Here is a 13,797-nt window from a genome sequence, read left to right on the forward strand (position 1 = left end):
TCACATCAGTTCGCCGCTGGCGGCCAGTTTATTAATGTGACGACCAGCGGGCCATTGAGGATGACAAACTTTTAAAATCTAAACCGACCAATCAGACGCTGTAATACAGTTCAAACTCAACCGGGTGCGGCGTCATGCGAATGCGATCATTGTCCGCTTTTCGCAGTTCAATATAAGCATCAATGGCATCATCGGTGAACACGCCGCCACGAGTCAGGAACTCGCGATCCTCGTTCAGGCAGTTCAGCGCCTCTTCCAGAGAGCCTGCAACTTTTGGAATTTCAGCCTCTTCTTCCGGTGGCAGATCGTAAAGATTTTTATCCATAGCATCGCCAGGATGAATTTTATTGATAATGCCATCCAGTCCCGCCATCAGCAGCGCGGCGAATGCCAGGTACGGGTTAGCTGCAGGGTCCGGGAACCGCGCTTCAATACGGCGAGATTTCGGACTGGCAACCACGGGAATACGGATAGAGGCCGAGCGATTACGCGCGGAATAAGCCAGCATTACGGGTGCTTCATAACCAGGAACCAGACGTTTGTAAGAGTTAGTGGTCGGATTGGTCAGCGCATTGATAGCTTTTGCATGTTTAATAATACCGCCGATGTAGAACAGCGCGATTTCTGAAAGGCCACCGTATTTGTCGCCGGAAAAAAGGTTGTTGCCATCTTTTGCCAGAGACATATGGCAGTGCATGCCGGAACCGTTATCACCGAACATCGGCTTAGGCATGAAGGTTGCTGTCTTACCGTAAGCATGCGCAACGTTATGCACCACATATTTGTAGATCTGAATTTCGTCTGCTTTTTTCACCATGGTGTTAAAGCGGGTTGCCACTTCGTTCTGGCCGGCTGTGGCAACTTCATGGTGATGAGCTTCAACGACCAGCCCCATTTGCTCCATAGTCAGAGACATGGCTGAACGAATATCCTGAGCTGAGTCGACCGGCGGGACTGGAAAGTAACCGCCTTTTAGCGACGGGCGGTGGCCTTTGTTACCGCCTTCATACTCTTTACCCGTGTTCCAGGCAGCTTCGATATCATCGATGGTAACGTGTGAGCCAGCGGTGCTGCTGCCGAAACGAACGTCATCAAAAATAAAGAATTCAGGTTCTGGCCCGAAAAGTACGGTATCAGCAATGCCAGAAGAGCGCAGGAAATCCTCAGCGCGTTTAGCGATGGAGCGCGGGTCACGGTCGTAACCCTGCATGGTGCCAGGCTCAAGAATGTCGCAGCGGATGATTAAAGTTGAATCTTCAAAGAAGGGATCCAGAACCGCAGTTGTTGCGTCAGGCATCAGAACCATATCGGACTCATTTATGCCTTTCCAGCCACCAATCGATGAACCGTCAAACATTTTTCCTTCTTCAAAGAAGTCGGCGTTCACCTGGTGAGCAGGAATGGTTACGTGCTGCTCTTTACCTTTGGTATCGGTAAAACGCAGGTCGACAAACTTCACTTCGTGCTCGTTCATCATCGACAGAACGTTTTCAGCGGACATACTTATACTCTCCTGGATTTTTCATTGTCGTGGTAAGAGACCCTTTACAGTTTGCATATCGCGTTTCTGTGCTCAACAAAAGAGAGTAAGGATCTCTGACAAGCTATTAATCGTTGTAGAAAAGACGTTTTTGCTTAAAAAAGATAAAGCGAAATCTGTGCCAACTTTTTTTATTTGGTGCAAAAGGCGCTATTATGCATCCTCCCGCAAGTGGCAGGCTGCACCACGGCACCATAACGGTGCGTAGAGGCAGGCTTTGCACTATATTAGTGCGAAAAATGTTGTGGGGTATCGATTTCTGGCCTGCTCCATGGCGCGTCATGGTGCAGGCAGGAATTGTTAGATGTATTTTTGTGATCTCCGTTCAGTATTTCGCTTAATCCGTGTACAATAACGCGCTATTTCTAATGCCTGAGGCAAAGTTGTGATCGAAAAATTGCGTAACATCGCCATTATTGCGCACGTTGACCATGGAAAAACCACTCTGGTCGATAAGTTACTTCAGCAGTCCGGAACGTTTGATGCCCGTACTGAAGCAACCGAACGCGTAATGGACTCCAACGATTTGGAGAAAGAGCGTGGAATTACCATTCTCGCTAAAAATACTGCCATCAAGTGGAATGACTACCGCATCAACATCGTTGATACCCCCGGGCACGCCGACTTTGGTGGTGAGGTTGAACGCGTAATGTCGATGGTTGACTCCGTATTGCTGGTTGTTGATGCAATGGACGGCCCAATGCCGCAGACCCGTTTCGTTACCAAAAAGGCATTTGCCTACGGCCTGAAGCCGATCGTTGTTATCAACAAAGTTGACCGCCCTGGTGCTCGTCCGGATTGGGTGGTTGATCAGGTCTTCGATCTGTTCGTAAATCTTGATGCTACCGACGAGCAGCTGGATTTCCCGATTATTTATGCTTCTGCTTTGCAGGGCATTGCCGGTGTTGATCATACTGATATGGGCAGCGATATGACCGCGCTTTATCAGGCGATTGTTGACCATGTGCCTGCGCCTGACGTCGATCTGGACGGGTCGCTGCAGATGCAGATCTCCCAGCTGGACTACAACAACTACCTGGGCGTTATCGGCATTGGGCGCATCAAACGTGGTAAAGTGAAGCCTAATCAGCAGGTTACAGTTATTGACCGCGAAGGAAAAACCCGTAATGGGAAGGTGGGTAAAGTGCTGGGCCATCTGGGTCTTGAGCGCATTGATACCGATTTAGCTGAAGCAGGTGACATCGTTGCTATTACCGGCCTGGGTGAGCTGAATATTTCCGATACTGTTTGCGATCCGCAGAAGGTTGAAGCGCTAACTGCGTTGAGCGTCGATGAGCCGACCGTTTCCATGTATTTCTGCGTAAATACCTCACCGTTCTGCGGTAAAGAAGGTAAATATGTCACCTCGCGGCAGATCCTTGAGCGTCTGAATAAAGAGCTGGTGCATAACGTTGCGCTGCGCGTAGAAGAAACTGACGATGCAGATGCATTCCGCGTCTCTGGTCGTGGTGAGCTGCACCTTTCAGTGTTGATTGAAAATATGCGCCGTGAAGGCTTTGAGCTGGCGGTTTCACGTCCTAAGGTTATTTTCCGTGAGGTGGATGGCCATAAACAGGAGCCGTTTGAAAACGTCACGCTGGACGTAGAAGAGCAGCATCAGGGCTCGGTAATGCAGGCGTTAGGCGAACGTAAAGGCGACCTTAAGAACATGAATCCGGATGGTAAAGGACGTGTTCGCCTGGACTACGTTATTCCCAGCCGTGGCTTGATCGGTTTCCGTAATGAATTTATGACCATGACCTCCGGTACCGGTCTGCTGTACTCCACTTTCAGCCATTACGACGATGTGCGCGCCGGTGATGTCGGCCAGCGTCTCAACGGTGTGCTGATCTCTAATGGTCAGGGTAAGGCGGTAGCGTTTGCGCTGTTTAGCCTTCAGGATCGCGGTAAGCTATTCTTGGGTCACGGTGCTGAAGTCTATGAAGGCCAGATTATTGGTATTCACAGCCGTTCCAACGATTTGACGGTTAACTGCCTGACTGGTAAAAAACTGACTAACATGCGTGCTTCTGGTACGGATGAGGCCGTTATTCTGGTTCCGCCAGTGAGAATGAGCCTTGAGCAGGCACTGGAATTTATCGATGATGACGAGCTGGTGGAGGTTACCCCTACCTCGATTCGCATTCGTAAGCGCCATCTGACTGAGAACGATCGCAAGCGTGCAATGCGCGGTAATAAAGACGCCTGATTCATTAAAAATCATGCACAGAGGGCCGGTAAAAACCGGCCCTTTTTACATACATCATATTTAACTTTGCGCTCTGTTCAGCCCTCCATTTTACCGTTAAAGTGAATAGTCACAGAAGCGCAGAAGGGTATGACTATGCTGTATATCTTTGATTTAGGTAATGTCATCGTTGATATTGATTTTAACCGCGTGCTGGGAGTCTGGAGTGATCTCGGTCGGGTGCCGCTGGCCTTGCTGCAAAAGCGTTTCACAATGGAGGAGAGCTTTCACCAGCACGAGCGGGGGGAGATCGATGATGAACAGTTTGCCGCCAAACTGTGTCAGCAATTGGGGCTGGCGCTGAGTTTTAAACAGTTTACTGCGGGTTGGCAGGCTATTTTTGTTGGGGTGCGTCCCGGAGTTATCACGTTAATGAATCAGCTTAGACAGAGAGGCGATAGGGTGGTCGTTCTGTCGAATACTAATCAGTTGCACTGTGATTTCTGGCGTACTGAGTATCCGGAAGTGCAGCAGGCTGCAGATAAAATTTATCTTTCACAAGAAATGGGTATGCGAAAACCAGAGATGCGCATTTATCAGCAACTTATTTATGAGGAAGGATTTAAACCTGAGCAGGCGATTTTTTTTGATGATAATGCTGATAATATTGAAGGTGCGCGTAGGCTTGGGATCAACGCGGTACATGTCACCGATGCCAGCGTCATTCCCGATTATATAGCCAGTCGTCTTTGAGTCTATTTTTGCTGGGCACTGTTTTAGCGGGCAGCAAAAGACGATGTTTCAGACTGCTGCGTGACGATTTTTATCATGTTCAACAATTTCTTCTCCGTCATTTAACGTGGAACTGGTGCTCCCGACGTTTTTGCCGTTGCGTTGGTGTCGCTATTTCCGGGGAATTATCTGCTGACTAAAACGCAATTAGCAGGGAAAGTTAACTATGATTGCATTAATCCAACGTACACGCGGTGCTAGCGTGGCGGTTAGTGGTGAGATCATCGGAAGAATAGAATGCGGTTTGCTGATCCTCCTTGGTGTTGAGAAGGGAGACAGTGAACAGAAGGCCGAGCGCCTGTGTGAGCGCGTTCTGGGTTATCGAATCTTCAGCGATGAAAACGACAAAATGAACCTTAACGTGCAGCAAGCCGGCGGGTCGGTGTTGGTAGTCTCTCAGTTCACACTCGCGGCAGACACTCAAAAGGGTATGCGCCCTGGTTTTTCGGGCAGTGCCGAACCGGGCCATGCGGAGCGATTGTATAACTATTTCGTAGCCTGCTGCCGTCAGCGTAATATCGGTACTGAAACTGGACGCTTTGGCACCGATATGCAGGTTGCATTGGTTAATGACGGGCCGGTCACCTTCTGGTTGCAGGTTTGAGGTAATTAGCCGGTGGCCAGGTAAATGTTCTGGCAGGCTCAGACAGAGAGAAACATTTTATGTACCATCTTCGTGTACCTGAAACGGCGGAAGAACTGGAGGCTTATTACCAGTTTCGCTGGGAAATGTTACGCAAGCCATTGCACCAGCCCAGAGGATCAGAACGTGAGGCCTGGGATGCACTGGCGCATCATCAGATGGTGGTTGATGAACATAATGAGCCGGTTGCTATTGGTCGCCTGTATATAAATGGCGACAACGAAGCATCAATTCGCTTTCTCGCTGTACATCCATCGGTACAGGGAAAGGGGCTTGGAACCCTTGTTGCGATGACGCTGGAATCGGTTGCCCGACAGGAAGGCGTTAAACGGGTAACCTGTAGCGCACGTGAAGATGCCGTCGAGTTTTTTGCCAAACTTGACTATATCAATGAGGGAGAGATTACCGCGCCGCAGACGACACCTGTGCGCCATTATTTGATGGTCAAACCGGTGGTTACGCTGGATGATATTCTGCACCGTGGCGACTGGTGCGGGCAGCTACAGCAAGCCTGGTATGACCATATTCCCTTGAGCGAAAAAATGGGCGTTCGTATTCTGCAATACACCGGGCAGAAATTCGTGACCACCATGCCGGAAACTGGCAATCAGAATCCTCACCATACGCTTTTTGCTGGTAGCCTGTTTTCTTTAGCGACGTTGACCGGCTGGGGGTTGATTTGGCTTCTGCTGCGCGAGCGGCATCTTGGCGGAACCATTATTTTGGCTGATGCGCATATCCGTTACAGTAAACCCATCAGCGGACGTCCTGGCGCAATAGCCGATCTCGGTTCGTTAAGTGGCGATCTTGACCGATTGGCTCGTGGGCGCAAAGCCCGGGTGCAGCTGGAGGTTGAGCTATATGGCAATGAAGAGTGCGGGGCGATTTTCGAAGGTGTTTATCTGGTTCTGCCTGCCGATCCTGACGACCCGCTGGAGCCGCCAATTCAGTAACGGCCGTAAGCTGTTGGCAACCTGCCTGATGTCGGGAGAGGATGATTCCAGCGCATCTGTAAGCGTAAACAGGCTTACCAACCGAAGACAGCCCCGTAACGACTAATGACCGTTTATTACACCGTTGCTCATCGTCTGATTAATCACTTTATCGCCCTGAGTGGCCGTCAGAGTGCCGCTGGCGCTCTGCTTTAATGTCGTATCCGCTGCCAGGCTGGCTTTAAAATCGAGATTCAGATTGCCATTGCCCTGCAAAGGAAGCGCCGGCCAGCCCCAGTTGATCAGTTCATCAAGTGGAACGTTACGACCGTTAAGTTGCAGTGAAATTTCTCGTCGGAGCGTCTGGTTTAAAATGGCTTTAGCCTCAAGCAGGCCGTTTTGTGCGAGGGCGCTCATTTCCGTTACGTCAATCTGACTGCTGTTTGCGGTAAGTGCTATTGAGGGGTGACGTAAGTCAACCCGATTAAACGTGGCCTCCGCAGCATTAAAGCCTATTGTGCCGCCCCAAATACCCCACTGACGATCTTTTGCCAGCAGCAGGTTATGACCATTGCCTGCAAGCGACGTCATTTCAAATGGGAAATCCGGATTGATATCAATAATCAGGTTGTTATTAGCCCTAAAGTGGCTGACCTCAACGCTTTCCAACCATGAGGGCAGCTGTTTAATCCAGATATCACGCCAGTTGCCCGGCAGGGTGTATTCCAGTCCGGCAAAAGCGAGATCATTTAGCGTCAGCTTCTTAGCGCGACGATCCCAGTTTCCCGCTGCGCGAATCAGGCCGTTGACCCAACGAGAGCTGAACTGAGTCAGCTCGATGCCCTGTGGTGAAAAAGTCATATTGATGATCGGGTTGTTAAGCAACAATCCTTGTTTCACAAAGCTGCTGGCGTTAATTGACAGTGAGCCAGCATTGCTCTGCCAGTTGCCATCTTGTAGGGTCAGGTCTTTCAATAAAAAATTCAGGTCGCTGACCGCCCAGTCCGGGCCTTGTATGCTGCTTCCGGTGACGTCAAGGCGGCGAATATGTAATGAAGGCAGAGCGAAAAACGGCGTAAAAAAGGCCGTTAAATTTTTATTGGTCTGAAAACGCAAACGGCTCAGTTGCAGACGGGAAACGTTCCAGTTGCCCTGCGCATCGCGCTCGGCGCTGCCAGTAAGGCTACCGCGCGCAAACTCGACGCCGACGTTGCTGAGTATTAGCTTGTTATCTGCCATCTTGCCCTGCACCAGCAGATGGGTGCCATCAAAGCCCGACAGGTTTAGTGAACCCGCACTAAACTGAAAGTTTGCATTATTGCCGACAAAGTTACCGGCCTCAGGTTTCCACGGTGAAATTGCCCCGGTCACTTTTTCAGCTTTGATCGGTAAAACAAACGTTGGGCTGTTTACCGTCATCTGCGTCAGCTGAAGCGTTCCGGCACTCAGTGGTAATACGGCACTTTTTTCATTGATATTAAGCGTCCCCTGATCGAGATGAATTTTTGTGAAGTGCATAGGAGTACTGAACTGAATCAAGCCCAGTCCAATATCGACTTGCTTTGCAACCAGCAGTGGTGCCTGCCCTTTGCGGCCAAAAGTAACGTCGTCGAGCAACAGATGTGAAGGGGAGGAAAAGTTATGCTCAATCTTACTCAGATGTAGCTGATAACTGGAGTTATTGCTGATGGCCCGGCCGATACAGCTTGCGCCCCAGGGCGTCTGTAGCAGGATATATAGCGTCAGCAATATCAGTAAAACAAGTAGCAGCAATGTAAGTAAGGCTTTACCAATGAATTTCATGCACCCTTCCGTTTGAAACTAACAAAATCGATGGTTATGCCGGTTTTTATTATTGCTCGATGACGAACAGTTTGAATCAGGCCTGAGAAAGCACCCTGCCTCAGCATACCTGAACCTGAGCATGAGACAATCCGAACCTTGCAGGCGTTTGGCTGAGTGTTCAATTTGCGCTGCGATTCGCCTCATCTACAGGGCCCTATTTAACGAGTTGAAAATTACTGGTGCTACCGATACCTTTCACGCACATCCCTGTAGACTTCAACGGTAAAATTTGACAGGGTTATCCGCTGTGCACATCCTTTATGAGGGATAGATTTCAGTGAGTTGACCTTCCAGGGAGATGAACGGATGTCTGGCGAATTTTTCAAAAATGAAGAGATAAATAGCAAGATAAAGGAGCATCTGAATCTAAATTTTGAGGGGGAAAAGTTTGCTTATTTCATAATAAATAAAGCAAACTTAAATGAGATAAGTATTATAAACAATAATCAAGAATGGTTTGACTTATATATAAAACAGAAGCATCAAGTAGCAGATCCGGTGGTGACTAAATCGCTGTCAAGGCTGGGTGATTTTACCTGGGATCAATGGGATGAGAGCATCATTTTCACTGCGTAGAAAACCGCATCAAAAGTTATGGTCCATGCTAAAGAATACGGGATATACAGCGGGAAAACATTCGTTTTACACGACTACAGAAATAATCTTGTTTTACTGTCTGTTTTTAATAACAATCTTTTCAATGATTAATCAAACTTAACTTTGAGCAGAGAAAAGTTACTCTTTTTTCTGACAGATACTCACCAGAAGATCCTTTCGTCCTATGATGCCCTTAGACGGGTATCAGGAAAAAATATTCCTCTTTCTGCCAGGGAAAATGAAGTGCTTTATTGGGCGGGTAAAAGGAAAAACGTATAACGAAGTTTCAGTTATCCTTGCTATTAAGGAGCGAACGGTGAAATTTCATATGGGAAATATTGTCATGAAACTCAATGCATCTAATGCTAAACATGCTATCAAAATAGCCTATGATTTAAATATCGTTAACCTGTCTGTGATTTAATATTTATTAGCACTATCGTCTAACTGCTGAAATTAGAAAAACATCTACTTTTAATGAGACAATTTGCGCATGGATAAAAATGCAGCCTTCTGCTCGTGGAAGCCCGGAGCCGAATATTCAGACGCGCCGGGCCTCATTTATGCACCTATTTTTCCTGAGGAAATACCAAATTAAGCACTATTGCCGTGATGCCTCCGGCAGCGATGCCCGATGAAAGCAGGGTTTTCAACCAGTCTGGAGCAAACTGCAAGATCAGTGGCTGCTGAGATACGCCCATGCCGACAGCCAGGGAGAGCGCAATGATCATTATTGCACGGCGATCAAGCGCCTCGCGCGAAACAATGCGCAGGCCGGAAGCGGCAATGGTTCCGAACATCACGATGGTCGCGCCGCCTAATACCGGCTCAGGGATATGCTGTACAAAGCCTGCAACCGCAGGGAATAGCCCAAGGATTATTAGCATCAGCGCTACCACAAACCCAACGTAGCGGCTGGCGACGCCAGTAAGCTGGATCACGCCATTATTCTGGCCAAAGCAGGAGTTAGGGAAGGTGTTGAATAGCGCCGAAACCAGAGAGTTGAGGCCGTTTGCCAGAACGCCCCCTTTCAGGCGTTTCATATAAAGCGGCCCGCTCACCGGTTGTTCAGAAACATCGCTGGTGGCGGTAATGTCGCCAATGGTTTCCAGTGAAGTTACCATAAACACCAGCATTAAGGGGATTAGCAGGCTCCAGTCAATGCTCAGGCCATAGTAAAAGGGGCGCGGCACGGCGATTAGCGCGAGGTCGGCTGGCGCACTCTGCGGCAGCATATTCAAGGCCCAGGCAAGTAGATATCCCACCGTCATGGCAATCACCAGTGAAGCGACGCGCAAGTAGGGATTGCGCTGGCGGTTGAGCAAAATGATAACCAACAGCACCGCGCCCGCCAGCATCAGGTTTTTCGGCGCGCCGAAGCTATGATCGTGGATCGCCGCAAAACCGCCGCCGATGGATGTCAGGCCTACCTGAATCAACGACAGACCGATGATCATTACCACGATGCCGGAGACCAGCGGCGTGATAATACGGCGGGCCAGATGCAGTACACGCGATAATAGTATTTCAGTACAGGAAGCCAGCATCAGGGTGCCAAATAGTGCGGCCATCATGGTCGGTACGTCTGCGCCGCCGTTTTGTAGCGTCATGCCGCCCATAATCAACGGCGTAACGAAGTTGAAGCTGGTACCCTGAATTGACAATAGCCCTGATCCAACGGGCCCCCAGGTTTTGATCTGTAGAATTGATGCTACTCCCGAAGCAAATAGTGACATGCTGATAATGTGGCGGGTATCTTCTGTCGGCAAGCCCAGTGCCTGGCAAATAAGCAGGGCAGGAGTGATTACCGCGACAAACATCGCCAGCAAATGTTGCAACGCTGCGAACAGGGTTTGTGGCAGCGGCGGGCGATCTTCAAGCCGGTAAATCAGTTCGCTGCGTGACAGTGCCGGCGCGTCCTGCACCCGGCTTTCCTCAAAGGTATTGGCGGACATAAAGAGACTCCCATAACAACAAAGTGGCGATTTTAAACCTATCCCAATCAAAAGCAATCGTTTGCTATGGGCCATCTGCGCTTGACTATTCAGAGCGTAAATCAGCGCGGTAGCGACTGTCATCACTTTGCCACGCCTTCTTAACGGACGCGGTCGGCAAGGCACGCTTAAGGCTGTCTGAGGCATAATATTCAACAGATTGCGACGCTGGTCGTTAGCAGAGCCGGGGGCAGATTGCCAATGGCGCTGTACAATAAGGTTTAATGTTGCGGAATGTAGCCGATAACTGTGCAGCACAGACGTCAGGGATTTTAAGCTCAATTGCAATATCGGCCCAGTTCCTCACAACTGACGATTAGGTCCGGTGACGATAACATTTCCTGTGCCAGAGTGGCACGCCATCGCTAAAGCCTGTGTGCCAGTAGCACCATTGATGGGCAGGGGTGAAAATTGATGACTTATCGCGGCGATGCCGCCCGCACGCGGTTGGTGGAGCTGTTTGCCAGAAATTTCCCCCGGCGTAGAGAAGATCAAGCATTACTATAGCGCACAGTTTCCGGAAGCCAGCGCTCAATCAGCGCCTGGGCCTGTTGTGGATAGCGTTGATGGATGTGTCGGGCGATGCGCTGAACCTCAGGAATCATCTCCTGGTCGCGTACCAGGTCGGCGACACGAAATTCAGCGTTGCCAGTCTGGCGGGTACCGAGAAGTTCACCTGGTCCGCGAATTTCCAGATCTCGTTGAGCGATAACGAACCCGTCATTACTGTCGCGCAGTACTTGCAAGCGTTTTTGTGCGGTTTTGCTGAGGGGCGTTTTATAAAGCAGCACGCAGTGTGAAGCGACCGCCCCCCGACCGACGCGCCCACGCAGCTGGTGTAGCTGAGCCAGACCGAGGCGCTCCGGATTTTCAATTATCATCAGGCTGGCATTCGGCACGTCTACGCCCACTTCAATAACCGTTGTTGCGATCAGCAGCTGTAGCTCTCCCTGCTTAAATGCCTGCATTACCGCCTGCTTTTCCAGCGGTTTCATGCGTCCGTGTACCAATCCGATAGTGAGCGTCGGAATGGCTATCTGTAGTTCCTGCCAGGTGGCTTCCGCAGCCTGAGCTTCCAGCAAATCGGACTCTTCAATCAACGTACAGACCCAGTAGGCTTGACGTCCCTCCTGTTGGCAGGCTTTTTGTACCCGTTCGATAATATCGCTCCGACGGGTATCCGGGATAGCCACGGTAGTCACTGGCGTTCTGCCCGGTGGCAGCTCGTCAATTACCGAGGTATCCAGATCTGCATAAGCCGTCATCGCCAAGGTTCGTGGTATTGGCGTTGCGGTCATGATCAACTGATGGGGATGGAAACCTTGCTCTTCGCCCTTTTCCCACAGCGCCAGGCGCTGATGCACGCCAAACCGGTGCTGCTCATCGATAATCACCAGCGCCAGGCCGTTAAATCGGACCTGCTCCTGAAACAGAGCATGGGTGCCAACCACCATCGCGATCTGGCCACTGGCGATCGCCTCCTGTCCGGCGCTACGGGCTTTACCTTTCTGCTTGCCAGCCAGCCAGCCCACATCGATTCCCAGTGGGGCAAACCACTGGCGGAAATTGTTGGCGTGTTGCTCGGCTAGCAGCTCAGTCGGTGCCATTAACGCAACTTGCTTACCGTGGGCAATCACCGCCAGCGCGGCGAGCGCTGCCACCAACGTTTTTCCTGAGCCGACATCGCCCTGCACCAGACGCATCATCGGATAGTTATGAGCAAGATCTGCGTCAATCTCTTGCACCACGCGGCTTTGTGCGGAGGTAGGCTTGAATGGCAGCGCCGACAGTAGTTTCTCGCGAAGTGCGGGAAGAAGAGTCAATGATAATGCCCGGTGACGCTGTGCGCCGGCGCGTACCGCCAGCATGCTGAGGTTGTGCGCCAGCAGTTCTTCCATAACCAGGCGGCGTTGAGCAGGATGGTTACCGCTATCAAGATCACTTAACACCGTGTTCGGCGGCGGTCGATGAAGCATGCGTAGCGCGTCGGGTAGGCTTATCATACCCTGGCTCAGTTCGGGCGGCAGCAGCTCGGGAATCGGACAGGTGTCCAGCAGCTTAAGCGCCTGATCGGAAAGGTTACGCAGTGTGGCCTGACGTACACCCTCGGTGGTGGAGTAAATCGGCGTCAGCGTTTCCTGAAGTATCATGGCACCTTGTCCGCCCTGTACTTTGTATTGCGGATGAATAATTTCTGCACCGCGCTGACCCCGGCGTATTTCTCCGTAGGCAGTCACCCGACTACCGATCGCCAGGCTGTTTTTCATACCGGCATTGAAGTTGAAGAAGCGTAGCGTTAGCACCCCGCTGCCGTCGCTAATCTGACAGGCCAGCATCCTCCGGCGTCCGAAGGTGACCTCGGTGTGAAGCACCTCGCCTTCTACCGTGGCATATACACCGGGTAGCAGGTCGTTAATGGCGTACAAATGCGTGTGATCTTCATAACGTAGCGGTAGATGTAACAGCAGATCCTGTACGTTATACAGGCCGAGTTTGCTCAGCTTTCCAGCCTGACTGGCACCGACTCCGGAAAGCGTACTTAGTGGTATCGCGTCCAGCAGGTGCCCTTTCATTGTGACACCGAAGACTGCATTATGGCCCACCACTCTGGATCGGCAATGACTTCGCCTTCCACACCAATAACGGGTGTGGCCAACCCCTTTTGCCGTGCTACCCGTGCCAGCACCGGATAGCCGCCTTCAAACAACAGGCGCTGCTGCTCGCTGATCTCGAGGGTACTTTGCTGGCGATGATACATCCCGGCAATCTGACGCTGGCGCTGTGCTTCATAAAGGATCAGCGCGCTAGCGACTGAGACATTGAGTGACTGCACCATACCGACCATAGGGATAATAATCTGTCGGTCAGCCAGCGACAGCGCTGTTTCGGTGATGCCGGTCTTTTCTTGTCCCATCAGAATGCAGGTTGGCAGGGTATAGTCTATTTCGCGAAAATCCACCGCCTCATCGGACAGATGCGTGGCCAGAATCTGCATGCCGCAACCTTTAAGATGCTCAACCGCATCGGTAATGGTGCGATGCGTTTTTACCTGAACCCAGCTGTTGCTCCCTGCGGCAGTTGAAACCATCGTTCGCATGCGATTGCCGGGCCATACGGCATGAACTTCATGCACCCCGACGGCGTCAGCAGTACGGATGACCGCCGATACATTATGAGGCTTATGGACCTGCTCCATGCAGACCGTCAAGTCGTGTTGACGGCTGGCGAGCATGGCACGGATACGGGCATGGCGTTGATTGTTCATG

11 protein-coding genes are annotated in these 13,797 nt (G+C 50.8%); 6 read left to right on the forward strand and 5 right to left on the reverse strand.

Features of this window, described 5'->3' with window-relative positions; all coding sequences use genetic code 11:
• Nucleotides 1-91: 91 nt before the first annotated feature.
• Nucleotides 92-1,501 (reverse strand): glutamate--ammonia ligase, encoded by a 1,410-nt coding sequence (glnA, locus tag BM191_RS13575; protein WP_092879083.1) that lies wholly within the window; start codon nucleotides 1,499-1,501, stop codon nucleotides 92-94.
• 424 nt (nucleotides 1,502-1,925) lie between these two features.
• Here glnA and typA point away from each other — a divergent pair, with 424 nt between their 5' ends.
• The 4 genes from typA to fabY all read left to right on the forward strand — a co-directional run bounded on the left by typA (nucleotide 1,926) and on the right by fabY (nucleotide 6,116).
• On the forward strand, nucleotides 1,926-3,749 hold the full coding sequence (gene typA, locus BM191_RS13580; RefSeq protein ID WP_092879085.1) for a ribosome-dependent GTPase TypA: 1,824 nt from the start codon (nucleotides 1,926-1,928) through the stop codon (nucleotides 3,747-3,749).
• Nucleotides 3,750-3,884: 135 nt separating this feature from the next.
• The gene (gene yihX, locus BM191_RS13585) at nucleotides 3,885-4,481 is read left to right on the forward strand and encodes a glucose-1-phosphatase (RefSeq protein WP_092879087.1); all 597 of its coding nucleotides are present in this window, start codon (nucleotides 3,885-3,887) and stop codon (nucleotides 4,479-4,481) included.
• Nucleotides 4,482-4,686: 205 nt separating this feature from the next.
• Nucleotides 4,687-5,124: a D-aminoacyl-tRNA deacylase gene (gene dtd, locus BM191_RS13590; protein WP_092879089.1), complete on the forward strand. Its 438-nt coding sequence runs from the start codon at nucleotides 4,687-4,689 to the stop codon at nucleotides 5,122-5,124.
• A gap of 59 nt (nucleotides 5,125-5,183) precedes the next feature.
• The gene (gene fabY / locus BM191_RS13595) at nucleotides 5,184-6,116 is read left to right on the forward strand and encodes a fatty acid biosynthesis protein FabY (protein WP_092879091.1); all 933 of its coding nucleotides are present in this window, start codon (nucleotides 5,184-5,186) and stop codon (nucleotides 6,114-6,116) included.
• 102 nt (nucleotides 6,117-6,218) lie between these two features.
• Here the strand turns inward: fabY and BM191_RS13600 are convergent, their stop codons facing one another.
• A complete protein-coding gene (locus tag BM191_RS13600) occupies nucleotides 6,219-7,898 on the reverse strand; it encodes an AsmA family protein (RefSeq protein ID WP_092879093.1) in 1,680 nt (559 codons plus the stop codon).
• Nucleotides 7,899-8,246: 348 nt separating this feature from the next.
• Here BM191_RS13600 and BM191_RS13605 point away from each other — a divergent pair, with 348 nt between their 5' ends.
• Together BM191_RS13605 and BM191_RS13610 are read left to right on the forward strand one after the other, a co-directional pair.
• Nucleotides 8,247-8,516, forward strand: coding sequence for an autoinducer binding domain-containing protein (locus BM191_RS13605; protein WP_092879096.1), 270 nt, complete (start codon nucleotides 8,247-8,249; stop codon nucleotides 8,514-8,516).
• Between the two features lie 205 nt (nucleotides 8,517-8,721).
• On the forward strand, nucleotides 8,722-8,961 hold the full coding sequence (locus BM191_RS13610) for a helix-turn-helix domain-containing protein (protein ID WP_092879098.1): 240 nt from the start codon (nucleotides 8,722-8,724) through the stop codon (nucleotides 8,959-8,961).
• Nucleotides 8,962-9,106: 145 nt separating this feature from the next.
• On the opposite strand, the gene BM191_RS13615 is transcribed toward BM191_RS13610, so the two are convergent.
• From BM191_RS13615 to trmH, 3 genes are all read right to left on the reverse strand, one after another.
• Nucleotides 9,107-10,492: a nucleobase:cation symporter-2 family protein gene (locus BM191_RS13615; protein ID WP_092879100.1), complete on the reverse strand. Its 1,386-nt coding sequence runs from the start codon at nucleotides 10,490-10,492 to the stop codon at nucleotides 9,107-9,109.
• A gap of 530 nt (nucleotides 10,493-11,022) precedes the next feature.
• Complete coding sequence (recG, locus tag BM191_RS13620) at nucleotides 11,023-13,104, reverse strand: ATP-dependent DNA helicase RecG (RefSeq protein WP_092879102.1); 2,082 nt, start codon at nucleotides 13,102-13,104, stop codon at nucleotides 11,023-11,025.
• Complete coding sequence (trmH, locus tag BM191_RS13625) at nucleotides 13,101-13,796, reverse strand: tRNA (guanosine(18)-2'-O)-methyltransferase TrmH (protein ID WP_092879104.1); 696 nt, start codon at nucleotides 13,794-13,796, stop codon at nucleotides 13,101-13,103. Before trmH ends, recG begins: the two co-directional genes overlap by 4 nt.
• Nucleotide 13,797 lies beyond the last annotated feature (1 nt).

The organism is Izhakiella capsodis (assembly GCF_900115045.1).
Classification (GTDB): Bacteria; Pseudomonadota; Gammaproteobacteria; order Enterobacterales; family Enterobacteriaceae; genus Izhakiella; species Izhakiella capsodis.

What these genes read in the sequence shown, in the direction of transcription:
- yihX (WP_092879087.1), top strand. Translation starts at nt 3,885, where the DNA reads ATGCTGTATATCTTTGATTTAGGTAATGTCATCGTTGATATTGATTTT.
- glnA (WP_092879083.1), bottom strand. Translation starts at nt 1,501, where the DNA reads ATGTCCGCTGAAAACGTTCTGTCGATGATGAACGAGCACGAAGTGAAG.
- BM191_RS13605 (WP_092879096.1), top strand. Translation starts at nt 8,247, where the DNA reads ATGTCTGGCGAATTTTTCAAAAATGAAGAGATAAATAGCAAGATAAAG.
- BM191_RS13600 (WP_092879093.1), bottom strand. Translation starts at nt 7,898, where the DNA reads ATGAAATTCATTGGTAAAGCCTTACTTACATTGCTGCTACTTGTTTTA.
- BM191_RS13615 (WP_092879100.1), bottom strand. Translation starts at nt 10,492, where the DNA reads ATGTCCGCCAATACCTTTGAGGAAAGCCGGGTGCAGGACGCGCCGGCA.
- fabY (WP_092879091.1), top strand. Translation starts at nt 5,184, where the DNA reads ATGTACCATCTTCGTGTACCTGAAACGGCGGAAGAACTGGAGGCTTAT.
- dtd (WP_092879089.1), top strand. Translation starts at nt 4,687, where the DNA reads ATGATTGCATTAATCCAACGTACACGCGGTGCTAGCGTGGCGGTTAGT.
- BM191_RS13610 (WP_092879098.1), top strand. Translation starts at nt 8,722, where the DNA reads ATGATGCCCTTAGACGGGTATCAGGAAAAAATATTCCTCTTTCTGCCA.
- trmH (WP_092879104.1), bottom strand. Translation starts at nt 13,796, where the DNA reads ATGAACAATCAACGCCATGCCCGTATCCGTGCCATGCTCGCCAGCCGT.
- recG (WP_092879102.1), bottom strand. Translation starts at nt 13,104, where the DNA reads ATGAAAGGGCACCTGCTGGACGCGATACCACTAAGTACGCTTTCCGGA.